The sequence below is a fragment of the Mesorhizobium sp. L103C105A0 genome, from assembly GCF_000502215.1.
In the GTDB taxonomy this organism is placed as follows: Bacteria; Pseudomonadota; Alphaproteobacteria; order Rhizobiales; family Rhizobiaceae; genus Mesorhizobium.
The window spans coordinates 161,224-184,994 of sequence record NZ_AYXF01000003.1 but is presented as its reverse complement, the minus strand read 5'-3'; the positions used below and the strand labels follow the sequence as shown (position 1 = coordinate 184,994).

At 62.4% G+C, this 23,771-nt stretch carries 23 protein-coding genes and 1 tRNA gene; 13 read left to right on the top strand and 11 right to left on the bottom strand.

All coding sequences use genetic code 11. The features are described from left to right. The first annotated feature begins 3 nt into the window (after positions 1-3). The 11 genes from X727_RS153235 to X727_RS153285 all read left to right on the top strand — a co-directional run bounded on the left by X727_RS153235 (position 4) and on the right by X727_RS153285 (position 11,216). The gene (locus X727_RS153235) at positions 4-450 is read left to right on the top strand and encodes a hypothetical protein (RefSeq protein ID WP_023693406.1); all 447 of its coding nucleotides are present in this window, start codon (positions 4-6) and stop codon (positions 448-450) included. Between the two features lie 115 nt (positions 451-565). Continuing rightward, entirely contained in the window at positions 566-1,333 is a 768-nt protein-coding gene (locus X727_RS153240) for a DeoR/GlpR family DNA-binding transcription regulator (RefSeq protein WP_023670971.1), read from the top strand. Positions 1,334-1,450: 117 nt separating this feature from the next. Beyond that, on the top strand, positions 1,451-2,971 hold the full coding sequence (gene glpD / locus X727_RS153245) for a glycerol-3-phosphate dehydrogenase (protein WP_023712375.1): 1,521 nt from the start codon (positions 1,451-1,453) through the stop codon (positions 2,969-2,971). 38 nt (positions 2,972-3,009) lie between these two features. Beyond that, positions 3,010-4,089, top strand: coding sequence for an ABC transporter ATP-binding protein (locus X727_RS153250; RefSeq protein WP_023670973.1), 1,080 nt, complete (start codon positions 3,010-3,012; stop codon positions 4,087-4,089). A gap of 10 nt (positions 4,090-4,099) precedes the next feature. Beyond that, a complete protein-coding gene (locus X727_RS153255; RefSeq protein WP_023684651.1) occupies positions 4,100-5,191 on the top strand; it encodes an ABC transporter ATP-binding protein in 1,092 nt (363 codons plus the stop codon). Then, positions 5,192-6,058 (top strand): sugar ABC transporter permease, encoded by an 867-nt coding sequence (locus tag X727_RS153260; protein ID WP_023712374.1) that lies wholly within the window; start codon positions 5,192-5,194, stop codon positions 6,056-6,058. It begins immediately after the preceding gene. Between the two features lies 1 nt (position 6,059). Beyond that, complete coding sequence (locus X727_RS153265) at positions 6,060-6,974, top strand: carbohydrate ABC transporter permease (RefSeq protein WP_023670976.1); 915 nt, start codon at positions 6,060-6,062, stop codon at positions 6,972-6,974. A gap of 67 nt (positions 6,975-7,041) precedes the next feature. Next, a complete protein-coding gene (locus tag X727_RS153270; RefSeq protein ID WP_023670977.1) occupies positions 7,042-7,329 on the top strand; it encodes a DUF2160 domain-containing protein in 288 nt (95 codons plus the stop codon). A 77-nt stretch (positions 7,330-7,406) separates the two neighbouring features. Further along, a complete protein-coding gene (locus tag X727_RS153275; RefSeq protein ID WP_023670978.1) occupies positions 7,407-9,134 on the top strand; it encodes an ABC transporter substrate-binding protein in 1,728 nt (575 codons plus the stop codon). An 89-nt stretch (positions 9,135-9,223) separates the two neighbouring features. Then, the gene (glpK, locus tag X727_RS153280) at positions 9,224-10,717 is read left to right on the top strand and encodes a glycerol kinase GlpK (protein ID WP_023706204.1); all 1,494 of its coding nucleotides are present in this window, start codon (positions 9,224-9,226) and stop codon (positions 10,715-10,717) included. 22 nt (positions 10,718-10,739) lie between these two features. Next, the gene (locus X727_RS153285; protein WP_023684656.1) at positions 10,740-11,216 is read left to right on the top strand and encodes a DUF6882 domain-containing protein; all 477 of its coding nucleotides are present in this window, start codon (positions 10,740-10,742) and stop codon (positions 11,214-11,216) included. A gap of 90 nt (positions 11,217-11,306) precedes the next feature. On the opposite strand, the gene X727_RS153290 is transcribed toward X727_RS153285, so the two are convergent. Next, entirely contained in the window at positions 11,307-11,798 is a 492-nt protein-coding gene (locus tag X727_RS153290; RefSeq protein WP_023706205.1) for a BA14K family protein, read from the bottom strand. A 322-nt stretch (positions 11,799-12,120) separates the two neighbouring features. Here X727_RS153290 and X727_RS153295 point away from each other — a divergent pair. After that, positions 12,121-12,196, top strand: a tRNA-Lys gene (locus X727_RS153295). 47 nt (positions 12,197-12,243) lie between these two features. Here X727_RS153295 and ugpC read toward each other — a convergent pair. The 6 genes from ugpC to X727_RS153325 form a co-directional block, all read right to left on the bottom strand. Beyond that, the gene (gene ugpC / locus X727_RS153300; protein WP_023834124.1) at positions 12,244-13,305 is read right to left on the bottom strand and encodes a sn-glycerol-3-phosphate ABC transporter ATP-binding protein UgpC; all 1,062 of its coding nucleotides are present in this window, start codon (positions 13,303-13,305) and stop codon (positions 12,244-12,246) included. Positions 13,306-13,344: 39 nt separating this feature from the next. Continuing rightward, complete coding sequence (locus X727_RS153305) at positions 13,345-14,166, bottom strand: carbohydrate ABC transporter permease (protein WP_023700756.1); 822 nt, start codon at positions 14,164-14,166, stop codon at positions 13,345-13,347. Continuing rightward, positions 14,167-15,105 (bottom strand): sugar ABC transporter permease, encoded by a 939-nt coding sequence (locus X727_RS153310; protein WP_023693414.1) that lies wholly within the window; start codon positions 15,103-15,105, stop codon positions 14,167-14,169. Next, on the bottom strand, positions 15,105-16,442 hold the full coding sequence (locus X727_RS153315) for a sugar ABC transporter substrate-binding protein (protein WP_023834123.1): 1,338 nt from the start codon (positions 16,440-16,442) through the stop codon (positions 15,105-15,107). The genes X727_RS153310 and X727_RS153315 overlap by 1 nt, the downstream gene beginning before the upstream one ends. A 63-nt stretch (positions 16,443-16,505) precedes the next feature. Continuing rightward, entirely contained in the window at positions 16,506-17,165 is a 660-nt protein-coding gene (locus X727_RS153320) for a GntR family transcriptional regulator (RefSeq protein ID WP_023706209.1), read from the bottom strand. A gap of 23 nt (positions 17,166-17,188) precedes the next feature. After that, on the bottom strand, positions 17,189-18,073 hold the full coding sequence (locus tag X727_RS153325) for a dihydrodipicolinate synthase family protein (protein WP_023745126.1): 885 nt from the start codon (positions 18,071-18,073) through the stop codon (positions 17,189-17,191). A gap of 258 nt (positions 18,074-18,331) precedes the next feature. Between X727_RS153325 and X727_RS153330 the strand changes: the two genes are divergently transcribed. Then, the gene (locus tag X727_RS153330) at positions 18,332-19,474 is read left to right on the top strand and encodes a hypothetical protein (RefSeq protein ID WP_023745125.1); all 1,143 of its coding nucleotides are present in this window, start codon (positions 18,332-18,334) and stop codon (positions 19,472-19,474) included. 218 nt (positions 19,475-19,692) lie between these two features. Here X727_RS153330 and dprA read toward each other — a convergent pair whose 3' ends face one another. Genes dprA through X727_RS153350 form a run of 4 tightly spaced genes read right to left on the bottom strand, consistent with a single transcriptional unit; the run spans position 19,693 to position 23,727 of the window. Next, complete coding sequence (dprA, locus tag X727_RS153335; RefSeq protein ID WP_023730138.1) at positions 19,693-20,820, bottom strand: DNA-processing protein DprA; 1,128 nt, start codon at positions 20,818-20,820, stop codon at positions 19,693-19,695. Then, on the bottom strand, positions 20,817-21,422 hold the full coding sequence (gene plsY / locus X727_RS153340; RefSeq protein ID WP_023696534.1) for a glycerol-3-phosphate 1-O-acyltransferase PlsY: 606 nt from the start codon (positions 21,420-21,422) through the stop codon (positions 20,817-20,819). The genes dprA and plsY overlap by 4 nt, the downstream gene beginning before the upstream one ends. Positions 21,423-21,478: 56 nt before the next feature. Further along, entirely contained in the window at positions 21,479-22,765 is a 1,287-nt protein-coding gene (locus X727_RS153345) for a dihydroorotase (protein ID WP_023706213.1), read from the bottom strand. After that, entirely contained in the window at positions 22,762-23,727 is a 966-nt protein-coding gene (locus X727_RS153350) for an aspartate carbamoyltransferase catalytic subunit (protein ID WP_023834122.1), read from the bottom strand. The genes X727_RS153345 and X727_RS153350 overlap by 4 nt, the downstream gene beginning before the upstream one ends. Between the last annotated feature and the right edge of the window lie 44 nt (positions 23,728-23,771).

Below are 23,771 nucleotides of genomic sequence, written 5' to 3'. Positions count from 1 at the left end.
CGGGTGGTTGCCGCCGCCGGGGCAAGCCAGCAAGGACTTGCGAGCAAGCATATGGCCGGAAGGGCTGAAGGGGTTAGCCAGAATCTGACGGGCGTCTGGAGCGGGCGCTATTTCTATCCGCGCGAACTGCCGCCGGTTTCCTTCGTTGCAACGCTGATCGAGACGGCAACCAGCTTGACGGGGATGACCCACGAACCGGCGGCGACCAGCACGGCAAGATACGCAAGCCTGCAGGGGCAGCGAGAGGGCAACGCCGTCTCCTTTACCAAGACATACGACAAGGCCGAATTGAAGGCGCACCCGATTCACTACAGCGGCATCATCAACGGTGATGCAACCGAGATCAAAGGCACTTGGCGGATCCCGGGATACTGGTCCGGCAATTTCCTGATGATCCGCTCGCCAGGTAAAGTCGCGGCTGTCACCCGCAAGGTGGCGGAGCGGGTCTGAGCCGTATCTGCCCGGTTCGCCTTTGCAATCATCGATATTTCATTAGCCGGCGTCTCCCTTTTCATTGCTTTCGTTTTCAGCTACAAACAAGAAAAACGAAAACGGGAGGTTCTCAGTGTATTTGTCGCCGCGCCATGCCGAGATCATCCAGATGGCGAAGGACCATGGCCGTGTGCTGGTCGATGACCTCGCCACGCATTTCAACGTGACGCCACAGACCATCCGCAAGGACCTCAACGATCTCTGCGACCAGCGGCTGCTGACGCGCATCCATGGCGGGGCCCTGTTCCCGTCCGGCATCGAGAACATGGAGTATGAGGCGCGCCGCAAGATTGCCGCCGACGAGAAGGAGGCCATCGGCCGCGCGGCGGCCAGGCTGATACCCGACAACGCCTCCCTGTTCATCAACATCGGCACCACGACCGAGTCGGTCAGCAAGGCGCTGCTCGACCATACCGGGCTGATGGTCATCACCAATAATATCAATGTTGCCAACAGGATGCGCATCTATCCTTCGATCGAGGTGGTAATCGCCGGCGGCGTCGTGCGTGGCTCCGACGGCGGCGTTGTCGGCGAGGCCGCGGTCGATTTCATCAGGCAGTTCAAGGTCGACTATGCGGTGATCGGCGCCTCGGCCATCGACCATGACGGCGCGTTGCTCGATTTCGACTTTCGCGAAGTGAAAGTGGCGCAAGCCATTATCGCCAATGCCAGGCATGTCATCCTGGTCTCCGACCAGACCAAGTTCGAACGCACCGCGCCGGTTCGCATCGGCCATCTCTCGCAAGTCAACACCTTCATCACCGACCGTTGCGACATCCCGTCGGTGCGCAAGATCTGCGAGGAAGCGGAGGTTCAATTGATCGAAACGTCGCTCGGCTAAGCTATCGATCACGGTCCCGTTACATTTCGTTTGACATTCGTTCTTATTTCGAAATAATCCCGCTACGGTTTCGTAAAAACCTAAAAATGCTGCAATGCGAAATCGCGGGAGGGCTTTGTGGACGCAGTCCGTGACATCTTCGTCATCGGTGGCGGCATCAATGGCTGCGGCATCGCCCGCGACGCCGTTGGGCGGGGCTTTTCGGTATTTCTGGCCGAGATGAACGATCTTGCCAGCGGAACCTCCTCCGGCTCGACCAAGCTGATCCACGGCGGTCTGCGCTACCTCGAATTCTACGAGTTCCGGCTGGTGCGCGAGGCGCTGATGGAGCGCGAGGTTCTGTGGAAGAACGCGCCGCACATCATCTGGCCGATGCGCTTCGTGCTGCCCTACGCCAAGGGCCTGCGCCCGGCCTGGCTGATCCGGCTCGGCCTGTTCCTCTACGATCATATTGGTGGCCGCAAATTGCTGCCGGCGACCCGGACACTGGACATGTCCAAGGATCCGGCGGGCAAGCCGCTGAAGCCGCTGTTTCACAAGGCTTTCGAGTACTCGGACGGCTGGGTCAACGATGCCCGGCTGGTGGCATTGAACGCGCGTGACGCCGCCGACCGCGGCGCCACCATCCGCACCCGCACGAAAGTCGTCGGGGCGCGGCGCGAAGGCGATCTGTGGGCGATCCGCGTGGAAGACGTGCAGACGGGAGAGGCAGAGGAGGTCAAGGCCCGGCTGCTGGTCAATGCCGCCGGTCCGTGGGTCGACCACGTCCTGTCGACCACCGTGGGCCAGAACGACGTGCACAATGTGCGCCTGGTGCAGGGCAGTCATATCGTCATCAAAAAGAAGTTCGATGATCCGCGCGCCTACTTCTTCCAGAACAAGGACGGGCGCATCATCTTCGCCATCCCTTACGAGGAAGAATTTACGCTGATCGGCACCACCGATCGCGACTATCCCGGCGATCCGCATGACGTGAAGATCAGCGACACCGAGATCGACTATCTCTGCGCGGCGGCGAGCGAATATTTTGCTGAAGCCGTGACGCGTCCCGATATCGTCTGGACCTATTCTGCCGTGCGCCCGCTCTATGACGACGGCGCTTCGAAGGCGCAGGAAGCGACCCGCGACTATGTGCTGAAAGCCGATGGCGGCGGGGGCAAGGCGCCGATCGTCAACGCTTTCGGCGGCAAGATCACCACCTACCGCCGGTTGTCGGAATCGATGCTGGAAAAGGTCGAAGGTTTTCTCGGCAAGCGCGGCAAGCCGTGGACGGCGAACGCGCCCTTGCCGGGCGGCGATTTCCCGGCCACCGGTTTCGACGTCCAGGTGGCGAAGCTGAAGAGCGCCTATCCTTTCCTCGACCAGCGCCTGGCGCGTCGGTTGACCAGGCTTTACGGCACGCGCGCGCAAGTGCTGCTCGGCCTTGCCAAGTCGAACGCCGATCTCGGCCGCAATTTCGGCGCCGATCTCTATGAGGCCGAGGTACGCTACCTCAGCGAAAACGAATGGGCGCTGACCGCCGAAGATGTATTGTGGCGTCGCACCAAGCGGGGTCTGCATCTCAGCCGCGAACAGGCCTCGGCGCTTGACGAATTCATGCGCGGCATCAGCCGGCGCCATGTCGCGGCAGCGGAATAGGGAAGGCGATTGATGCACAAAGCCTGGGAGGAGGCATCATGCTGGAACTGAGAAACGTGACGAAGATGGTCGGCGCGGTGGAGCATATCCGCGACGTGTCGCTGACGCTTCAGCACGGCTCGCTCAACGTTTTGCTCGGGCCGACACTGTCGGGCAAGACCAGTCTGATGCGGCTGATGGCCGGACTCGACGTGCCGACCACCGGTTCAGTCTGGTTCGACGGCCAGAATGTCACCGGCATGCCGGTGCAGCAGCGCAAGATCGCCATGGTCTATCAGCAGTTCATCAACTACCCCGCGATGACCGTCTACGAGAACATCGCCTCGCCGTTGCGCGTCGCCGGCAACGACCAGGCCAAGATCGACAAGGAAGTCCGCAACGCGGCAGGGCTTTTGAAGCTCACACCCTATCTCGACCGCACGCCGCTCAGCCTGTCCGGCGGCCAGCAGCAGCGTACGGCGCTGGCCCGCGCCATCGTCAAGAATGCCAGCCTGGTGCTGCTCGACGAGCCGCTCGCCAACCTCGACTACAAATTGCGCGAGGAGCTGCGCGCCGAACTGCCCAAGATATTTGCCGCCGCCGGCACTATTTTCGTCTACGCCACGACCGAGCCGCATGAAGCCTTGCTGCTCGGCGGCAATACGGCGACGCTGTCCGAGGGGCGGATCACCCAATTCGGGCCGACCATCGACGTCTTCCGCAAGCCGATCGACCTGGTGACGGCGAAAACCTTTGCCGATCCGCCGCTCAACACCATCGTGCTGGCCAAGAAAGGTCCCGATTTCCTTCTCGAGGGCGGCGTCAAGCTGCCGGTACCGGCCGAACTCGCCGGCATTTCCGACGCCAACTACACGATCGGCTTCCAGCCGCATCATCTGTCGCTCGAGCGGCCCAACGCTGCCGCGGTGCCTGTGCGCGCCAAGGTGACGATCACCGAGATCACCGGCTCGGAAAGCTTCATCCATCTCGATTTTGCCGATGCGCGCTGGGTCATGCTGACCCACGGCATCCGCGATTTCGAGCCCGACGCCGAGATCGAGGTGTTTATCGATCCGCGCCACATCATGGTCTTCGACAGCAACGGCAGCGCCGTCGCCGCGCCGAAGCTTGCGGCCTGAGGGGGAAGAGATGGCGCGCATCGACGTCAACCATGTCAGGCACTCCTACCTGCCCAATCCGCAGAAGGATGCCGATTTTGCGCTGCGGGAAGTGCACCACACATTCGAGGATGGCGGCGCCTATGCGCTGCTTGGGCCTTCGGGTTGCGGCAAGACCACGCTGCTCAACATCATTTCGGGACTTCTGCACCCCTCGCACGGTGAGTTGCTGTTCAACGGCAAGGACGTCACCAATCTGTCGACGCAGGAGCGCAACATCGCGCAGGTGTTCCAGTTCCCGGTCATCTACGACACCATGACCGTCTACGACAATCTGGCCTTCCCGCTGCGCAACCGCGGCGTGCCGGAGGCCGATGTCGACCGCAAGGTGCGGGAGACGCTGGAGATGATCGACCTGGAGTCGTGGGCGAAGAAGAAGGCGAGGGGCCTGACCGCCGACCAGAAGCAGAAGATCTCGCTCGGCCGCGGCCTGGTGCGCTCGGATGTCAATGCCATCCTGTTCGACGAACCGCTGACGGTTATCGATCCGCACATGAAGTGGGTGCTGCGCTCGCAGTTGAAGCAACTGCACCGCCGCTTCGGCTACACCATGGTCTATGTCACCCATGACCAGACCGAGGCGCTGACCTTCGCCGACCAGGTCGTCGTCATGTATGATGGCGGCATCGTCCAGATCGGCACGCCGGCCGAATTGTTCGAGCGCCCGCGCCACACATTCGTCGGTTACTTCATCGGCTCGCCCGGCATGAACGTCATGCCGGTGGCGATCGACGGCAAGACCGCGACCATTGGCAGCCAGCGGATCGAGCTGCCCGGCGCGCCAAAGACCGCCGCTGGGAGCTCCGGCGCCATCGAACTCGGCATCCGCCCCGAATATGTCAGGCTCGGCCGTGACGGCATGGCGGTTAAAATCAGCAAGGTCGAGGATCTCGGCCGCCACAAGGTGGTGCGCGCCAGCCTCGAAGGCCGCGAGATCGCTGCCGTCATCGGCGAGGACGAGAGCGTGCCGGCCGACCCAAAGGTTCGTTTCGATCCGGCCGGCATCAACATCTATGCCGATTCCTGGCTGGTTGAGATGGGGCGTGTCGAGATGGGGGCATAGATGGAAAAGACCTGGAACAACAAGGCCTGGTTCCTGGTGCTTCCGGTGCTGGTGCTGGTGGCGTTCTCGGCCGTCATTCCGCTGATGACGGTCGTCAACTATTCGGTGCAGGACACCTTCGGCAACAACGTCTTCTTCTGGGCAGGCACCCAGTGGTTCGAGGAACTGCTGTCGTCCAGCCGCTTCTGGGAAGCGATGGTGCGCAACCTGATCTTCTCCTTCATCATCCTGGCCATCGAAGTGCCGCTCGGCATCTTCATCGCGCTCAACATGCCGAAGAAGGGCTGGGGCGTGCCGGTCTGCCTAGTGCTTATGTCGTTGCCGCTGCTCATTCCGTGGAACGTCGTCGGCACCATCTGGCAGGTCTTCGGCCGCAACGACATCGGCCTGCTCGGCTACTACGTCAACGCGCTCGGCATCGACTACAATTACGTGCAGGATTCGTTCGACGCCTGGGTCACCATCATCATCATGGACGTCTGGCACTGGACCAGCCTTGTCGTGCTGCTCTGCTATGCCGGCCTGGTTTCGATCCCGGATGCCTTCTACCAGGCGGCCAAGATCGACGGCGCCTCGCGCTGGGCGGTGTTCCGTTATATCCAGCTGCCGAAGATGCAGCGTGTGCTTTTGATCGCCGTGCTGTTGCGCTTCATGGATAGCTTCATGATCTACACCGAGCCCTTCGTCGTCACCGGCGGCGGCCCCGGCAACTCGACCACGTTCCTGTCGATCGACCTCGTCAAGACCGCGCTCGGCCAGTTCGACCTCGGTCCGGCGGCCGCCATGTCGCTGGTCTACTTCCTGATCATCCTGTTGTTGTCGTGGGTGTTCTACACCGTGATGACCAACTACGACGCGGAGCGCTGAGATGAGCGGCGCCAACGAAAGAGCCGACAGAGTGAGCGAAACCACCGCTTCGGGAAAATTGGCGAGCACGCTTTCGCAGGATCAGGTCGCCCGGCTGATGCGCAAGCGCGGCGAGGAATCGCGCTGGTGGTGGATCGTGCCGACGATCTACATCATCGTGCTTCTGCTGCCGATCTACTGGCTCATCAACATGAGCTTCAAGACCAATGCCGAGATCGTCTCCTCGCTGACGCTCTATCCGCATCAGCCTACGATCGCCAACTACGTCACTATCTTCACCGATGCGTCCTGGTATTCGGGCTACATCAACTCGATCACCTATGTTGTCATGAACATGGTGATTTCCGTGGCTGCGGCGCTGCCGGCGGCCTACGCCTTTTCGCGCTACCGCTTCCTCGGCGACAAGCATCTGTTCTTCTGGCTGCTGACCAACCGCATGGCGCCGCCGGCGGTGTTCGCGCTGCCGTTCTTCCAGCTCTATTCGGCCTTCGGCCTGATCGACACCCACATCGCGGTGGCGCTGGCGCACTGCCTGTTCAACGTGCCGCTGGCGGTGTGGATCCTCGAAGGCTTCATGTCGGGCGTGCCCAAAGAGATCGACGAAACAGCCTATATTGACGGCTACTCCTTCCCGCGCTTCTTCGTCAGGATATTCATGCCGCTGATCGCCAGTGGCATCGGTGTCGCCTGCTTCTTCTGCTTCATGTTCTCATGGGTCGAGCTTTTGATCGCTCGCACGCTGACGACCACCGATGCCAAGCCCATCGCCGCCACCATGACCCGCACCGTTTCGGCCGCCGGCATGGATTGGGGCCTGCTCGCTGCCGCCGGCGTGCTGACGCTGATCCCCGGCGCGCTCGTCATCTGGTTTGTCCGCAACTACATCGCCAAGGGCTTCGCCCTGGGGAGGGTGTGATGAAACAAAAGCACGGGTTCATCCTCACCACCACCGCCAAGGGCTTTGCCCTGGGGAGGGTGTCACCATGAATCTCGACCTCACCTGGATGGCGTGGACGTGGCCGACGGCGGCGTTCTTCGGCACCATTCTTCTGCTGCTGTGCGGCATGGCGTTTTGGGAATTTGCCTCGCCGGGCGGCAATCCGCGCGTCGGCATCCTGCGCTTCGAGACGACGCGCGGCGACCGTCTTTTTCTGTCGCTGCTTGGCAGCGCCTTTATCCATCTCGCTTGGCTGGGTCTTGTCGGATCCAACCTGTGGTGGGCTCTCGCTCTCTCCGTGGTCTACGCCGTCGGCGTGTTCCGCTACGTATAGAGGGGGAAACTGTTGGATCGACCGCGTGCCGGTGGCCGTTCCAGATCGCACTTGAAACCTAAATGTGGAGGAAACCTATGCGACGGCAATTTTTAACATCAACAACTGCCCTTGTCCTGTTGCTCGGGGTAGGCAACGCCTACGCCGGAATGGATGAGGCCAAGGCGTTTCTGGACAAGGAAATCGGCCCGCTGTCGACGCTCGACCGGGCCGGCCAGGAAGCAGAAATGCAGTGGTTCATCGATGCCGCGAAGCCTTTCGCCGGCATGGACATCAAGGTCGTGTCCGAAACCATCGCCACCCACCAGTATGAATCGCAGGTGCTGGCGCCGGCCTTTACCGCCATCACTGGCATCAAGATCACGCATGACGTCATCCAGGAAGGCGACGTCGTCGAGAAGATCCAGACCCAGATGCAGACCGGCCAGAACCTTTATGACGGCTGGGTCAACGATTCCGACCTGATCGGCACCCACTGGCGCTACCAGCAGGTCCGCAACCTGACCGACTGGATGGCGGGCGAGGGCAAGGACGTTACCAATCCGAACCTCGACCTGAAGGATTTTATCGGCACCTCCTTCACCACCGCGCCGGACAAGAAGCTCTATCAGCTGCCCGACCAGCAGTTCGCCAACCTCTACTGGTTCCGTTACGACTGGTTCAACGACGAGAAGAACAAGGCCGACTTCAAGGCGAAATACGGCTACGACCTCGGCGTTCCCGTCAACTGGTCGGCCTATGAGGACATCGCGGAGTTCTTCACCGGCCGCGAGATCGACGGCAAGAAGGTCTATGGCCACATGGACTACGGCAAGAAGGACCCGTCGCTCGGCTGGCGGTTCACTGATGCCTGGCTGTCGATGGCCGGCAACGGCGACAAGGGCCTGCCGAACGGCCTGCCGGTCGACGAATGGGGCATCAAGGTCAACGAGAAATCACAGCCGGTCGGCTCCTGCACGGCGCGCGGCGGCGACACCAACGGCCCGGCTGCCGTCTACTCGATCCAGAAATACCTCGACTGGCTGAAGGCCTACGCTCCGGCCGAAGCCCAGGGCATGACCTTCTCCGAATCCGGCCCGGTGCCGGCACAGGGTGCGGTCGCGCAGCAGATATTCTGGTACACCGCCTTCACCGCTTCGATGGTCGACGCCGGCGCCAAGGCGGTGCTGAACGACGACGGAACGCCGAAGTGGCGCATGGCCCCGTCGCCGCATGGCGTCTACTGGAAGGACGGCATGAAGCTCGGCTATCAGGACGTGGGTTCCTGGACGCTGATGAAGTCGACGCCGACCGACCGCGCCAAGGCCGCCTGGCTCTACGCGCAGTTCGTGACCTCGAAGACGGTCGACGTGAAGAAGAGCCATGTCGGCTTGACCTTCATCCGCGAAAGCACGATCCACGACAAGAGCTTCACCGAACGTGCGCCGAAGCTCGGTGGTCTGATCGAGTTCTACCGCTCGCCGGCCCGCGTTCAGTGGTCGCCGACCGGCACCAACGTGCCCGATTATCCGAAGCTGGCACAGCTCTGGTGGCAGGCGATCGGCGATGCCTCGTCCGGCGCCAAGACGGCGCAGGAAGCCATGGACTCGCTCTGCGCCGAGCAGGAAAAAGTCATGACCCGCATCGAGAAGTCGGGCGTCCAGGGCGATATCGGCCCGAAGATGGCCGAAGAGCATGACCTCGCCTACTGGAACGCCGACGCGGTCAAGAACGGCAATCTCGCGCCTCAGCTGAAGATCGAGAACGAGAAGGAAAAGCCGATCACCATCAACTACGACGAACTGGTGAAGAGCTGGCAGAAGTAATCTTGGCGTACGCGCCAGGATCATAGTGAACGGGGAGGCGGCATCTTGCCGTCTCCCCTGTTTGTATAGGCGAGCTACCGGGAGGACTAATGACCGGATACATCCTTGCAATCGACCAGGGTACGACATCGACCAGGGCGATCCTGTTCGACGGCGCGATGAAGGTCGCCGGCAGCAAGCAGCAGGAATTCACGCAGCATTATCCTGCCTCCGGCTGGGTCGAGCATGATCCGGAAGAGATCTGGGCAAGCGTCGTCGCGACGGTCAAAGGCGCGCTGAAGGCCGCCGGCCGCGAGGCCTCGGATGTGGCGGCGATCGGCATCACCAACCAGCGCGAAACCGTCGTCATCTGGGACAAGGCGACCGGCAAGCCGATCCACAATGCCATCGTCTGGCAGGACCGCCGCACCGCGCCGCTGTGCCAGAAGCTGAAAAAACACGGCCTGGAGAAAAAGTTCACCAAAAAGACCGGCCTGCTGCTCGATCCCTATTTCTCCGGCACCAAGATCGCCTGGATGCTGGACAAGGTAAACGGTGCGAGAAAGCGCGCCGAAAAGGGCGAACTGCTCGCCGGCACTATCGACAGTTTTTTGATCTGGCGGCTGACCGGCGGCAAGGTGCATGCGACGGATGCCACCAACGCCTCGCGCACGCTGGTCTATAACATCGAGAAAAATGTCTGGGACGACGAGCTGCTCTCCATCCTGCGCATCCCGGTGGCGATGCTGCCTGAGGTCAAGGATTGCGCCGACGACTACGGCGTGACGGAAAAAAGCCTGTTTGGCGCCGAAATCAAAATCCTTGGCGTGGCCGGCGATCAGCACGCAGCGACCATAGGCCAGGCCTGTTTCGAGCCAGGCATGATGAAATCGACCTATGGCACCGGCTGCTTTGCGCTGCTCAACACCGGCGCCGATCTAGTGCGCTCGAAGAACCGGCTGTTGACCACCATCGCCTATCGGCTGAACGGCAAGACTACCTATGCCTTGGAAGGCTCGATCTTCATCGCGGGTGCCGCCGTGCAATGGCTGCGCGACGGCATCAAGGTGATCGGCAAGGCCGAGCATAGCGGCGTTTTGGCGGCAACCGCCGACCCCACGCAGAACGTCTATCTGGTGCCGGCTTTCGTCGGTCTCGGCGCGCCGCATTGGGACGCCGAGGCGCGTGGCGCGATCTTCGGGCTGACCCGCAACTCTGGCCCGGCGGAGTTCGCCCGCGCGGCGCTGGAATCCGTCGCCTACCAGACGCGCGATCTCCTCGACGCCATGCGCAAGGACTGGAAGGGGGCGTCGGCCAAAACCGTGCTTCGCGTCGACGGCGGCATGGTGGCCTCCGACTGGACCATGCAGCGGCTGGCCGATATCCTCGATGCGCCGGTCGATCGCCCGACCATTCTGGAGACGACGGCGCTGGGTGCGGCGTGGCTTGCCGGCTCGAAAGCAGGCGTGTGGCCGAAGGCGAAGGATTTTGCCAAGAGCTGGGCGCTCGAGCGCCGCTTCAAGCCGGACATGGATGCCACGGTGCGCTCGGCAAAGCTCGCGGGCTGGCGCAATGCGGTGCGCCGGACGCTGAGCGCGCGGTAGTAAATCATGGCGGGGGAAGGGGATGAATCCACACTGGTATGGGGCCTGGCGCGACGAGGCTGTCGAACAATTGGATGCAAAGAATGCACGCTTGCAGCAGGAGTTCCGACTCGGCAGTTGGCCTCGCTATGACTATGATCTGACAGAAGGAAAGCTTCTGTTCTCGGACAACGGCATCACCAAGGTCGTCGCCGAAATCCAAATCGCCGGATCGACGAGTGCCAAGGCCAGCAACTGGCTCTGGGCTTGGGCAAATTCAAACCTGCCTGGCGACCTGCTTGCCGACGCAGAGCTGGTTCGGTCTTTCGGACAGGAGCATTCCATTGATGAGCTGGCTCAACCCTATGCGATAGATTTGAACAACGACTTGGAAGTGCTCGGCTGGAAAATGACCGCAGCTGCGGTTCGAATCTGCAACGGCCTCGGCGCATACCGTTCTCCGCGTGGTGAAGGCGGAGCCCTGTATCTGATCTTCAAGAGCGTCAATTGGGCCAGCTAATCCGCCGCGCCCGTACCCAAGCAACCTACGGAAAAGCCCGCGCCGTTGCCGGCGCAGGCTTTTCTACTCAACACTTGGTACCAACTCAGCTCAATAGGGCGAATTGCACTGTTGACGCGGGCCGTAATTGGGCTGGAATGTGTTGTCCGAAGCGCGGTACGACCGATAGCGGTCGTAGCACCACTGCACATGGGCATCGCCGCGGTTGTTCTCGCTGTTGACGATCGCACCGGTGATCAAGGCGCCGGTGGCGAAGGCAGCCAGCGGGAACCAGTAGTCGCCGTGACGGCGATAGCCGCGGTGATATTCGCGATAGCCGCGATGGCCATTCCAATAGCTGCCGCCATCATTGTTGCGCGAGAACTGGCGGCCTACGCGGAAATCGCGATTGCCGGAATTGCGGTTGCCATGGCGCATCCACCGCCAGTTGTCATGACGAGAATCGCTCACATTCACGATGTCGGACGAAGTTGCTGATGACTGGGGCACGAACATCTGGGCGGCATTGGCCGGCATAGCGGCGGCCGCGGCAAACGAAATTGACAGGGTGGTCGCCAGTAGACCCGTTGCGATCTTGTTCATGATCTTCTCCTTGAAGGGTGGTTGACGTCCCTTGTGAGACGAAAACGGCCCGCTCGTGCGATGGTTCCCACCAAAACAGTAAGTTGCTGATTTGTAATGTTTCTCGAATTCGGCGCGTGAGAAAAGGCGCGTCTCGCGCGCCAACAGATCGAAGCGGCGACCACGTTGCGGGAGCGGCTCACCGGGCTGGTGACGACGCAATTTGCGGCGCGTCTGGCGATGGCTGAAACCCCGGTCGAAGGGCCATCTTTTTCCGGTTGACCGGTCGCGGCACTCTCCCTATGTTCCGCGCAATTTCGAGGGCGGCCTTTAGAGCCCGCGGGAGCGCGTAGCTCAGCCGGTAGAGCAACTGACTTTTAATCAGTAGGTCTCGGGTTCGAACCCCGACGCGCTCACCAGAAATATTTCGTGCGGAAGTTGCCCTGTCAGCAGCCCCCATCGCCCCCTACAATCGCCGCCCGGTCTTGACGTCGAACAGATGAGCGCAGGCGCGGTCGATCTCGATGCGCATCTGCTCGCCCTGTTTCAGTGCCAGCCGCTCGCGGAAAAGGCAGGAGATTTCTTCTCCGGCGCAGTCGACCCGGGCAAAGATTTCCGAACCCGTTGCTTCCAGAAGCACGATCGTGCCGGGGATTCCTTTGGCGGTCGTCGCTCGGATGTGTTCGGGGCGGATGCCGTAGATGAGGTCGCGGCCGGGTATGTTGGTCAGGTCGATGCCTTCTGGCAGCGGCAAGATCAGTCCACCGGCGCTGCGGAAAACACCTTCCTCGACATGGCCTCGAATGAAATTCATCGCCGGCGAGCCGATGAACCCGGCAACGAAGAGGTTGGCCGGGCGATCGTAGAGATCGAGCGGCGCGCCGATCTGCTCGACAAGGCCGTCATGCAGCACGACGATCTTGTCGGCCATGGTCATGGCCTCGATCTGGTCGTGGGTAACGTAGATGGTGGTGGTTCCCAGCCGCTGGTGCAGCGCCTTGATCTCGCCGCGCATCTGCACGCGCAATTTGGCGTCGAGATTGGACAGCGGCTCGTCGAACAGGAACACCTGCGGGTCGCGCACGATGGCGCGGCCCATGGCGACGCGCTGGCGCTGGCCGCCGGAAAGCTGACGCGGATAGCGGTCGAGCAGCTTGTCCAGGCCGAGAATGCTGGCGGCCCTGCCGACGCGGCCGGCGGTGTCGGCCGGATCGGCTTTCTTGATCTTCAGGGCAAAGCCCATATTGTCGGCCACCGTCATATGCGGATAGAGCGCGTAGTTCTGGAACACCATGGCGATGTTTCGGTCGCGCGCCCTGAGATTGTTGACGAGGCGATCGCCAATGGCGATCCTGCCGCCCGAGATCGTTTCCAGTCCGGCAATCATGCGCAGCAGCGTCGACTTTCCGCAGCCCGACGGCCCGACCAGGATGACGAATTCGCCATCGGCGATGTCGACGCTGACATCGTGGATGATCTTGGCGGCTCCGAAAGCCTTCTGAACGTTCTTGATTGTTACCGATGCCATCGGATTTCTCCCGGAAATGAGTGATGTCGGGGCCGTGCCTCAGCCGCCCTTGACGGCGCCTGCGGTCAGCCCGGCGACGATCTGCCTTTGCGCGAACAGGGTCAGCACCAGCACCGGCAGCGTCACCACAAGTGCTGCGGCGGCGAGCGGACCCCAGCTCACCTGCTCGTAGGAAAGCATGTTGTAGACGGCGACCGGCAGCGTGCGGGTCTCGCGGCTGGCGAGCACAATGCCGAAGACGAAATTGTTCCATGAGAAGATGATCGACAGGATGAAGGCGACGACAATGCCCGGCTTGGCGATGGGCAAGGCGACCAGCCGGAACACCTGCCAGGAACTGGCGCCATCGATGTTGGCCGCTTCTTCCAGCTCCATCGGCGTGGTCTCGAAATAGCCGATCATCACCCAGACCACGATCGGCACCGTCACCACCAGATGGATGATGATCTGCGGCCACAGCGTGCCGAGAATGCCGACCCACTGGAACAGCAGGAACAGCGGAATGAGATAGGAAAGCCCCGGCGTCATGCGGGCGATCATGATGACCACCGCCGAGCGTTCGGCCTTGAGCCGCGCGATGCCATAGCCGGCCGGCACGCCGATGAGCAGCGCGAGCAACGTTGCCGTGCCCGTCACCAGAACCGAATTCCAGAAATAGAGCAGGAAATTGTTCTCCTCGAATACCTTCACATAGTTCGACCAGGCGAGATGTTCCGGGATCAGGATCGGCGGGTATGCACCGTTGTCGATCTCGAACTTCAGCGACAGCGAGATCATCCAGAGGAAGAACAGGATCGCCGGCGAGACGAAGACCAGAGCCGCGAAAAACAGCCCGATCCGGTTGAGCAGCCGTGAACTCATCTATTTGCCCTCCACCCCGATCCATTGGGAGCGCTGGCGCAGCATCAGCAGGATGAAGGACAGCGCGACGATGACGATGAAGAACACCACGGCCATGGCCGAGCCATAGCCGATGTCGTAGTAGGAGAAGGCGGTGTTGTAGAGATAGATGTTGATGGTTTCCGAGGCCGTGCCCGGTCCGCCCTGGGTCATGGCATAGATGATGTCAAAACTCTTCAGCGCATCGATGGTGCGGATGATCATCGCGATCATCAGGAACGGCGCGATCATCGGCAAGGTGAGATAGCGGAATTGCTGCCAGGCGTTGGCGCCATCGATCTCGGCGCTCTCGAAGGGCTCGCGCGGCACGGAGGCCAAGCCGCCCAGCACGATCAGCATCACCAGCGGCGTCCACTGCCATGTCTCGACCGCAACCAGGGACGGGATGACCGTCCTGGCATTAAAGATCCATTCCTGCGCCGGGATGCCGACCAGCGACAACAGATAGTTGAGCACGCCGAGCTGGGGATGGAACATCATCGTCCAGACCAGCGCCACGGCGACTGGCGTTGCCATCATCGGCATGACGAAGACGCCGCGCAACAGGCCGCGCAGCGGAAATTTGGCGTCGAAGATCAGCGCCGCGACAGTGCCGAGGAACATCGGCGCCGCAACCGAAAGCGCCGTGTAGGTCAGCGTATGGAAAAGCGATTCCCAGAAGCGTTGGTCGACGGCCAGCCGCAGGTAATTTTCCATCCCGGCAAAGCTTCGCGCCTGGCCGAGGGTCCAGCGGTTGACGCTCATCCACAGTGTGAAGGCCCAGGGAAAGACGATCACGGCGCCGACGACGACGAGCGCCGGGACGACGAAAGGCCAGTAGTTGGGAGCCAGCCGGATGGTCTGGCTCCCTTCGATGGCTTGCGTCGTCACCCCGGTGCGTTCTGGGGTGATGGCGGACATCAGCCTTGCTCGCTCCGGTCGAGCACCGGCTGGAACTGCTCGGTGGCCTTCTTCAGTTCCTCTGCCGGATCGGCGCCGGCGATCAGATTGGTCAGCGCCACGCCATAGATGTCGCGGAACTCGGTGACCGGAATGATGACCGGCAGCGACAGCCGGCTGACATTGCCCGAGCCGACCACGGCATCGAGCCAACTCGCCGGCATGGTGACGCCTTCGCGCACCTTGGGGTCTTCCAGCACCGACTTGCGGAACGGCACGCCGGCGCCAGCCTGCAGCAGGCGCGCACCCATCGCAGGCGAAATCGCCCACTGGCAGAACAGATAGGCAGCTTCCTTCTTCTCGCTGGTGGCCGTCACGCCGAGGCCGTCACCAAAGGTGCCCGCGGCATGCGCCTTGGGGCCCTTGGGCATGACGCCGTAGCCGACCTTGCCGACCACACGCGACTTTTCCGGATTTTCCATCGGCGGGGCAAAGCCGACGCCATCGAACCACATGCCGATCTTGCCTTGCAGGAAGGCGGACTGGGCTTCGGCCCAGTTGAATCCGGTGACGCCTGGAGGCGCCGACTTGGTCATCAGCCGCTGGTAGAGGCTGGCGGCCTCGATCGCCTCGGGCGAGGTCGTGCGCAGCTTGCCCTTGTCATCGAGCGGCGTCATGTCGTAGCCGAGCATCAGCGACGTCCATACCGGCGTGTTGGCGTTTTTCAGGCCGCGGGCGACAAAGCCGTAGGTGTTGGTCGACGGGTCGGTCAGCGCTTCGGCGGCCGCCACCAGTTGCTCGAAGGTTTCAGGGTATTTGAGGCCCTTGGCCTCGAACAATTCCTTGTTCCAGTAGACGATCCAGTAATCCACCGAGAACGGCAGCGAGCGCAGCACGCCCTGGCCGTCCTTGGCAAACAGCATGCCGGCATCGGCGAAATCGGTTTCCACCAGCGCAGGATCGGTCAGGGTCGGGTCAGCGAGATAGCCTGATATGTCGGCCAGCCAGTCGCCCTTTTCGAACTGGCGCTTCTGCACGTGGTAGCTCAGATGCACGACGTCGAAGCTCGGTTTGCCGGAGCTCAGTTCGATCACCGTCTTCTGGCGCTGCTGCTGTTCCGGCGTCGCTTCGGCATTGACCTTGATCACGGTCAGTTCCTCGAACTCGGCGATGTATTTTATCAGCGTGTCGCTGCGCGGGCTTTTCACCAGATTGACGTCAAGCGTCGTTCCCGCAAAGCGCTTCCAGTCGACGCCGGCGGCAAAGCTTGGGCGAACGCCCGCAAAGCCGGCGGCGGCAAGCGCCGCGGTTCCCTGAAGCAGTTGCCTCCTGGTTGGGTTGAACAGATTGCACGACATTTCTTCCTCCCGGTTGTTGTCGTTATCGATTGCATCGCGGACCGCGGTGCGGCTCAGGTTTCCTCAGATCTGCAGCGCCAGCCGGCGCGCCTTGTCGATATGCAGACTGATCGCCTCGACCGCCTTCCCTGGATCGCGGCTCTCCATGGCTTCGATCACCGCCAGGTGCTCGCGCATCACCGGCACGACGCGCCCGTCGATACGGAACCGCTCCTGGTGGATCAGGCGGATCTTCACCGAATTGACCAGATAGGCCTTGGCGATGATCTCGTTGCCCAGCGCATCGATGAACGTGTCGTGCATGGCCCAGTCGATGGTCTGCGCCTTGGCCTCCATCTCCGGCGTCGGGGTCTGCGCAAGCGCCTGGGCATGCATGTCCTCATGCTCGCGCCGCAAGCGGGCAAGCTCGGCATCGGAGGCGCTGACCGTAAACAGCGCCACCGCTTCACGCTCCATGAACAGGCGGAACTGAAAGGCCTCGCGGATCAGGCTGATATCTATATGGGCGATCTGCATGCCGCGCTGCGGAATGGTCGTCAGCAGTCCTTCCGCCTCGAGACGCGGCACGATCTCGCGAATGGCGCCGAGCGGCAGTCCGGTGAAGGCAACCAGCTCACGTTGCGACACGAACTGGCCTGGCTTGAAGTCGCGCGCCAGCAAATGCCGCGTGAAGCTGGCATAGGCCTTCTCCCTGAGGGTGGTCGGTTCGTTGCCGTCTTCCATTTCGGCGCGCTTCCTTTTGCCGGTCAGGCCGGTTCCCTGGCAAACAAGCTGTCATAGGCTGAGGCAAGCTGCTGCTGCCCTTGCAACGCGATCGGCTCCAGCGGCGGACGGACCGCCAGCCAGCGCTCGTCGCCGGTCTTACGCGCCACCATCACCTTTACCGCCGGGGTGACCGGATATTTGAGCAATTCGAGCACAAAACTCTCGACGCGAGGATCGTCGCGCCCGTCCTCGGCCATGGCGCGGATTTCGCCCGGGACGAAATTGGCCATGCCCGAGATTGCGCCTTGAGCACCCAGTCGCACCGCACGCGCCAGATGCCTTTCATCGCCGATCAGGATCACCAGATCGCCATGGGCGGCAAGCAGCGCCTCGCTGTAGCTCCAATTTCCACCGGAATCCTTGACCCCGGCGACCACGTCGGGAAAAGCAGTGCGCAACCGGCCGATCAGGCCAAGCGAAAGCTGCACCATGGTAACCGAAGGGATGTTGTAGAGCAGCACGTCACGGGCGAGGGGGCCGAGCGCGGCAAAGACGGCGGAGAACCAGCCGAAAAGGCCGTCCTCGCCGACATTCTTGAAGTAGCTCGGCGGGGCCAGCAGAATGTTTCGGGCGCCTCGCTGCAAGGCATGCTGTGCCTGTTCGGCGGCGTCTTCGGCGGCGTCGACCAGCACGCCGGCAACGAGTTGATGCGGCAGGATTCCAGCAGCCAGCATGGCCTCGGTCACCGACCGCCGCTCCGTCGTGCCCACCGATGCGCCTTCCCCTGTGGTGCCGAAAAGCGTCACGCTGCCGCAACCCTGCGCCAGGCAACTTTCGGCCTGAGCGATCATGGGGGCGGTGGCGATCTGCCCGCGGGCATCGAAAGGCGTGGCGAGAGCGGCCGAAAGGCCAAAGCGTGATGTCACCGGAAGGTCTCCGAAGCAGGTATGTATGCTGTGCTAGCACACTAACATGTTAGTCGTAAATTGGGGTGGTGCGCTTTTTTTAACAGCGGAGGCCCCCCACCTTTTTTATCGAGAGGTTCACGGGTTCAAGCCATGGCGGATCGAGACCATTGGCGAAACAGCAGGATGGCCCAGTGTTCGGGCGCGGAGCGGCAGCTCCAACCTTGTCCCCATCCCAGTCGATGGCTAAACTCAGCCTTTCCCAGGGGAGGTTCTGACATGACACTTCAGCTTTCGGCGGATGCTGTCGCTCCTAAGGCGGCGGCGCCTCAAAAGTACCTCTTCGGCCCGGTCGCCGATTTCCTCATGCTGGGCGGCAGCGCGTTTCTCATCCTGCCGGTGCTGTTTCTCGTTCCGCTCGAATATGAGGGTCCGGTGGCCGCAACGATGGTGATCGTTGCCTATCTCGTGAACTATCCCCACTTCGCCCACTCCTACCAGCTTTTCTACCGCAATTTCGGGCGCAAGGTGACGGGCGACGGCTACGACAGGAGCCTGCAGCTTCGCTACATCTTCGCGGGCATTGTCGTGCCCCTCGCCATGGCCGGGTTCTTCGCCTATGGCGCGGCGGCGGCGAACACGCGCCTGCTCGGCTATGCCACCAACGCCATGTTCTTTTTTGTCGGTTGGCACTACGTCAAGCAGGGCTACGGCATGCTGATGGTGGATGCGGTGCTGAAGCGCAAATTCTTCAACGACCGCGACAAGAAGGTGCTGCTGGTCAACTCCTATGCCGTGTGGATCCTGGCATGGCTGCAGACGAATACGGCGGTCACCCAGGGCAAATATTATGGCCTGGACTATTACACATTCGCGGCCCCTTCCTGGATTACCGACATCGGCGTGCTGGCGGCCGTTGCGTCGACGACGGCCACGCTCTTGATGCTGGTCAATCGTTGGCGGAAGAACGGCGGCGGCCTGCCCTATAACGGTTTGGTGGCCTATGTGGCGTCGCTCTATCTCTGGATCTTGATTGCGCGCGTAAACCCGCTTTGGCTGCTGATCGTGCCCGCGCTCCACTCGCTGCAGTATCTCGCCGTGGTCTGGCGCTACCAGACGAACGTCGAGCGCGACAGTTCCGATGCCGAAAGCGATCCGCAGCCGAAAATCCTGTCCTTTCTCGGCCCCCTCTACAGGTTTCGGCTCGTCGGCTTTATCGTCGGCGGCACGGCCCTTGGCTATCTCGGCTTCTGGCTGATCCCATCCGCGCTGACGGCCTTGATTCCCTATGACAGGCAAGTGCTGGGGTCATCGCTGTTCTTCTTCATCGTGCTGATCTTCATCAATGTGCATCATTATTTTCTGGACAATGTGATGTGGCGCCGAGGCAATCCGGAGGTATCGAAGTATCTGTTCCGCTGACTGATGCGCAGACTGTCGAGCCCGGTTTTCGTCAGCTGTCGAGTATGCCATTGCGAGCGTGATCGTCAGTGCAACGGAGAGCCCTGGAATGGCGGAGTGCTTTTCCGAGAGCCGCCTGGAAAAATACCCTGCGGTGGCATCTGTACCGGCGTTGGCGCCGCCGGCGTGACCCTCGACGCGTGAGTTGCGGCCGACGTGCGGCGGGATCGGCTGGAACGTCACGAAACCAGTGAGACATTGCCGCCGGCATGGCGCTCGATGCGGCCGGCAAGGTCGAGTTCCAGCAGCACCATGGAGACTTGCGCGGCGTTGAGGCCGGTGTGGCGGATGATCTCGTCCACGCCCACCGGCGTTGGGCCTAGCACTTCGAGCACGCCGCTGCGTTCGTCCTCACCGGGCGGGGGAGTTGCCGAAAAATCGGGTGCCTTTTCTGGCGGCGCAATGCTTCGCGTTCGCGTGCCCGCCAAGGGTGCGATCGCACCGGAAACATCGGCCGCCTCGGTGACCAGGGTGGCGCCGTCCTTGAGCAGGCCGTTGGAACCGGCGCAGCGCGGATCGAGCGGCGAACCCGGCACGGCAAAGACCAGCCGGCCCATCTCGCCGGCCAGGCGCGCGCTGATCAGCGAGCCGGAGCGTTGCGCCGCTTCGATCACCACCAGTCCGAGGGCGGCGCCCGCGACAAGCCGGTTGCGGCGCGGAAAATCCTGCGCCCGCGGCTGCCAGCCGAACGGCATTTCCGAAATAACGGCGCCGCCACGCTCGGCAATGTCGTCGCACAAGCCGATATTTTCGGGCGGGTAGGGGACATCGAGCCCACCGGCCAGCACACCCACTGTACCAGTCGAGAGACTGCCCTGGTGTGCTGCCGTGTCGATGCCGCGCGCCAGGCCGGAAACGATGACGTAGCCGTCGCGGCCAAGATCCGCTGCCAGCATGCGCGCCATCTTGATGCCGGCGAGCGACGCGTTGCGGGCGCCGACGATGGCCACCGCCGGCAGGCGAAAGACGGCTGCCTCGCCCTTCACGGCAATCAGCGGCGGCGGATTGTCCATGTTTTTCAGCATCGGCGGGTAGTCGGCCTCGCCGATGCCGACGAAGCGGGCGCCGTTTTCACTGGCTGCGTCGAGTTCCGCTTCGGCTTCCTCCACGGAAGGAATGCGCATGATCCTTTTGGCTCCGCCCGAAATCATCAGCTCGGGCAGCATCTCCAACGCCGCCTCCGCCGAACCAAAGCGGTTGATCAATTCGCGAAACGAGGCCGGGCCGACATTTTGTGTGCGGATCAGCCGCAGCCAGCTCAGCCGCTGCCGGTCGCTGAGGCGCGGCCCGGCGGCGGGCTTGCTCAACCCTTGGCTCCGATCTTGCCTTCGGTGCCGGCAAGAAGGCGCGAAATGTTGGCGCGATGTTTGAAGATGACGATCAGGCTCATCACCAGGAACAGCCCGGCGGTCTCAGGTGTGCTCCAGAAATAAAGCGCGATCGGCACGATGACCGCCGCCGTCAGCGCTGCCAGCGAGGAATAGCGAAACAGAAAAGCCATCGCCAGCCAGACGACGATAAAGATCAGCGCCACATGCCAGCCGAGCGCGATCAGCACGCCGAGATAGGTCGCCACGCCCTTGCCGCCCTTGAAACCGAGCCAGACCGGAAACAGATGGCCAAGGAAGGCGCCAAGGCCCGCCCAGAGTCCAAGGCCGGCCCACAGTCCGTAGTCGTGTCCAAAATGGCGCGCGATCATCACCGCCGCCGTACCCTTCAACGCGTCGAGCACCAGCGTCGCGGCGGCGAGGCCCTTGTTGCCGGTGCGCAGAACGTTGGTGGCGCCGATATTGCCGGAGCCGATTTTGCGCACATCGCCGAGGCCGGCCGCGCGGGTGATCAAGAGGCCGAAGGGAATCGAGCCGAGGAGATAGCCGAACAGCAATGCCAGGATAACGTTATAACTCATTGTTTGCCCCCGCATTTCCCCAGCAACATATCGGTCTGCGACGTGGCGCGATCGCTCTAGCTCGAAAACACTGTGCGGCCCGCCACCAGCGTTTGCAAGACCATGCCTTGCAGCCGCGCACCTTCGAAGCAGGTGTTTTTCGAGCGCGAGCGGATGCCGCTTTCACTCACGATCCAGGGTTCTTCAAGGTCGATCAGCGCAAGATCGGCCGGCGCTCCCGGCTTCAGCGTGCCGCCCGGCAGGCCGAACAGCCTTGCTGGTGCGGTGGACAGTGTTTCGACCAGCCGAAGTAGCGGCACGTCGCCATTGTGGTAGAGCCGAAGCGCTGCTCCAAGCAGCGTCTCCAACCCGATCGCGCCGGCAGCTGCATCGGCGAAGGGAAGGCGCTTGGTGTCGACATCCTGCGGGTCGTGCGAGGAGACGATGATGTCGATCGTGCCGTCCTTGACCGCCTCGATCATGGCCAGCCGGTCTTCCTCTGCGCGCAAAGGCGGCGTCAGCCGGAAGAAGGTGCGGTATTCCCCGACATCGTTCTCGTTCAGCGACAGATTGTGGATCGCCACGCCCGCCGTGACATTGGCCTTGTCGGCTTTCGCGCGCGTCATCGCTTGCGCTGCCATCGCCGTCGAGATCTTGGCCGCGTGGTAGGCGCCGCGCGTCAGCCGTGCCAGCGCCAGGTCGCGCTCCAGCGGGATAGACTCGGCCTCGCGCGGAATGCCGGCAAGGCCGAGCCAGCTGGCATACAGGCCTTCATTCATCACGCCCGCCGAAGCGAGGTCGCCATCCTGTGTCTCATGTGCGATGACGCCGCCGAAATCGCGGGCATAGGTCAGCGCCCGGCGCATCACCAGTGCGCTGGATATTGTGTGCCGCCCATCGGTGAAGGCGACCGCACCGGCCTCGCGCAACAGGCCGAATTCGGTCATCTCGCGACCGGCGAGGCCTTTGGTGATCGCCGCCGCCGGAAAGATGTTGACGCTTGCCGTGTCCCGGGCGGTGCGCAGCACGAATTCGACCAGCGCGACATTGTCGATCACCGGGTCGGTGTCGGGCATCATGACGACGGAGGTGACGCCGCCGGCCGCCGCCGCAACGCTGGCCGAAGCGATGGTCTCGCGATGTTCGCCGCCCGGTTCGCCGATGAAGACGCGCGCGTCGATCAGGCCGGGAATGATCGCCTTGCCGGCGCAGTCGACCACGGTGGCTCCCGCCGGCAGGCCCTGGTTCAGGGCAGCCTTGCCGGCGGCAACGATCTTTTTCCCTTCGACGATGACGGTGCCGACCTCGTCGATGCCGCGTGACGGGTCGACGATGCGGGCGCGCTCAAAGACCGTCGTGCTCATGCGCCGCGGCCCTCTGCATTGCGGCGGGGATCGAGCAGCGCTTCCATGACCGCCATGCGCACGGCCACCCCCATCTCGACCTGTTCCTGGATGACGCTTTGCGGACCGTCGGCGATTTCGGACGCAATCTCGACGCCGCGGTTCATCGGACCGGGATGCAACACCAGCGCGCCGTCCTTGGCGGCCTTCAGCTTTTCGGCATCGAGGCCGAAATAGCGGAAATATTCGCGTACCGAAGGCACGAAGGCGCCTTCCATCCGCTCGCGCTGCAGGCGCAGCATCATCACCACGTCCGCGCCCTTGAGGCCCTCTGCCATCGAGCGCGAGACGATGACGCCCATTTTCTCGATGCCGGACGGTAGCAGGGTCGACGGCGCCACCACACGCACCTGCGCACCAAGCGCGTTCAACAGCATGATGTTGGAACGCGCCACGCGAGAATGCAGGATGTCGCCGCAGATCGCTACGATCAGTTTCGACAGCGGCCCCTTGGCGCGGCGGATAGTCAGCGCGTCGAGCAGCGCCTGCGTTGGGTGTTCATGCGCGCCGTCGCCGGCATTGACCACCGAGCAGCCGACCTTCTGCGCCAAAAGGGCGGCGGCGCCCGCAGACTGGTGGCGGATGATCAGGATGTCGGGGCGCATGGCGTTCAGCGTCATCGCCGTGTCGATCAGCGTCTCGCCCTTCTTCACCGAAGAGCTCGCCACCGACATGTTCATGACGTCGGCGCCGAGCCGTTTCCCGGCCAGTTCGAACGACGACTGCGTGCGCGTCGAGGCTTCGTAGAAGAGGTTGATCTGGGTGCGGCCGCGCAGCGTCGAGGTCTTCTTTTCGGACTGCCGCGAAATGGCGACGGCGCGATCTGCCCGGTCGAGCAGAAGCTCGATGTCACCGGGGGAAAGATCGCGGATGCCCAGAAGATGGCGGTGAGGATAAAGCGGCAGGGACGAAGCGTCGGTCATCTCAAGGCGCTGCTATAGGGGGGAGAATTCCTTGCCGCAAGCGC

What these genes read in the sequence shown, in the direction of transcription:
- X727_RS153250 (WP_023670973.1), top strand. Translation starts at nt 3,010, where the DNA reads ATGCTGGAACTGAGAAACGTGACGAAGATGGTCGGCGCGGTGGAGCAT.
- X727_RS153255 (WP_023684651.1), top strand. Translation starts at nt 4,100, where the DNA reads ATGGCGCGCATCGACGTCAACCATGTCAGGCACTCCTACCTGCCCAAT.
- X727_RS153260 (WP_023712374.1), top strand. Translation starts at nt 5,192, where the DNA reads ATGGAAAAGACCTGGAACAACAAGGCCTGGTTCCTGGTGCTTCCGGTG.
- X727_RS153265 (WP_023670976.1), top strand. Translation starts at nt 6,060, where the DNA reads ATGAGCGGCGCCAACGAAAGAGCCGACAGAGTGAGCGAAACCACCGCT.
- X727_RS153270 (WP_023670977.1), top strand. Translation starts at nt 7,042, where the DNA reads ATGAATCTCGACCTCACCTGGATGGCGTGGACGTGGCCGACGGCGGCG.
- X727_RS153275 (WP_023670978.1), top strand. Translation starts at nt 7,407, where the DNA reads ATGCGACGGCAATTTTTAACATCAACAACTGCCCTTGTCCTGTTGCTC.
- glpK (WP_023706204.1), top strand. Translation starts at nt 9,224, where the DNA reads ATGACCGGATACATCCTTGCAATCGACCAGGGTACGACATCGACCAGG.
- X727_RS153285 (WP_023684656.1), top strand. Translation starts at nt 10,740, where the DNA reads ATGAATCCACACTGGTATGGGGCCTGGCGCGACGAGGCTGTCGAACAA.
- X727_RS153290 (WP_023706205.1), bottom strand. Translation starts at nt 11,798, where the DNA reads ATGAACAAGATCGCAACGGGTCTACTGGCGACCACCCTGTCAATTTCG.
- ugpC (WP_023834124.1), bottom strand. Translation starts at nt 13,305, where the DNA reads ATGGCATCGGTAACAATCAAGAACGTTCAGAAGGCTTTCGGAGCCGCC.
- X727_RS153305 (WP_023700756.1), bottom strand. Translation starts at nt 14,166, where the DNA reads ATGAGTTCACGGCTGCTCAACCGGATCGGGCTGTTTTTCGCGGCTCTG.
- X727_RS153310 (WP_023693414.1), bottom strand. Translation starts at nt 15,105, where the DNA reads ATGTCCGCCATCACCCCAGAACGCACCGGGGTGACGACGCAAGCCATC.
- X727_RS153315 (WP_023834123.1), bottom strand. Translation starts at nt 16,442, where the DNA reads ATGTCGTGCAATCTGTTCAACCCAACCAGGAGGCAACTGCTTCAGGGA.
- X727_RS153320 (WP_023706209.1), bottom strand. Translation starts at nt 17,165, where the DNA reads ATGGAAGACGGCAACGAACCGACCACCCTCAGGGAGAAGGCCTATGCC.
- X727_RS153330 (WP_023745125.1), top strand. Translation starts at nt 18,332, where the DNA reads ATGACACTTCAGCTTTCGGCGGATGCTGTCGCTCCTAAGGCGGCGGCG.
- plsY (WP_023696534.1), bottom strand. Translation starts at nt 21,422, where the DNA reads ATGAGTTATAACGTTATCCTGGCATTGCTGTTCGGCTATCTCCTCGGC.
- X727_RS153345 (WP_023706213.1), bottom strand. Translation starts at nt 22,765, where the DNA reads ATGAGCACGACGGTCTTTGAGCGCGCCCGCATCGTCGACCCGTCACGC.
- X727_RS153350 (WP_023834122.1), bottom strand. Translation starts at nt 23,727, where the DNA reads ATGACCGACGCTTCGTCCCTGCCGCTTTATCCTCACCGCCATCTTCTG.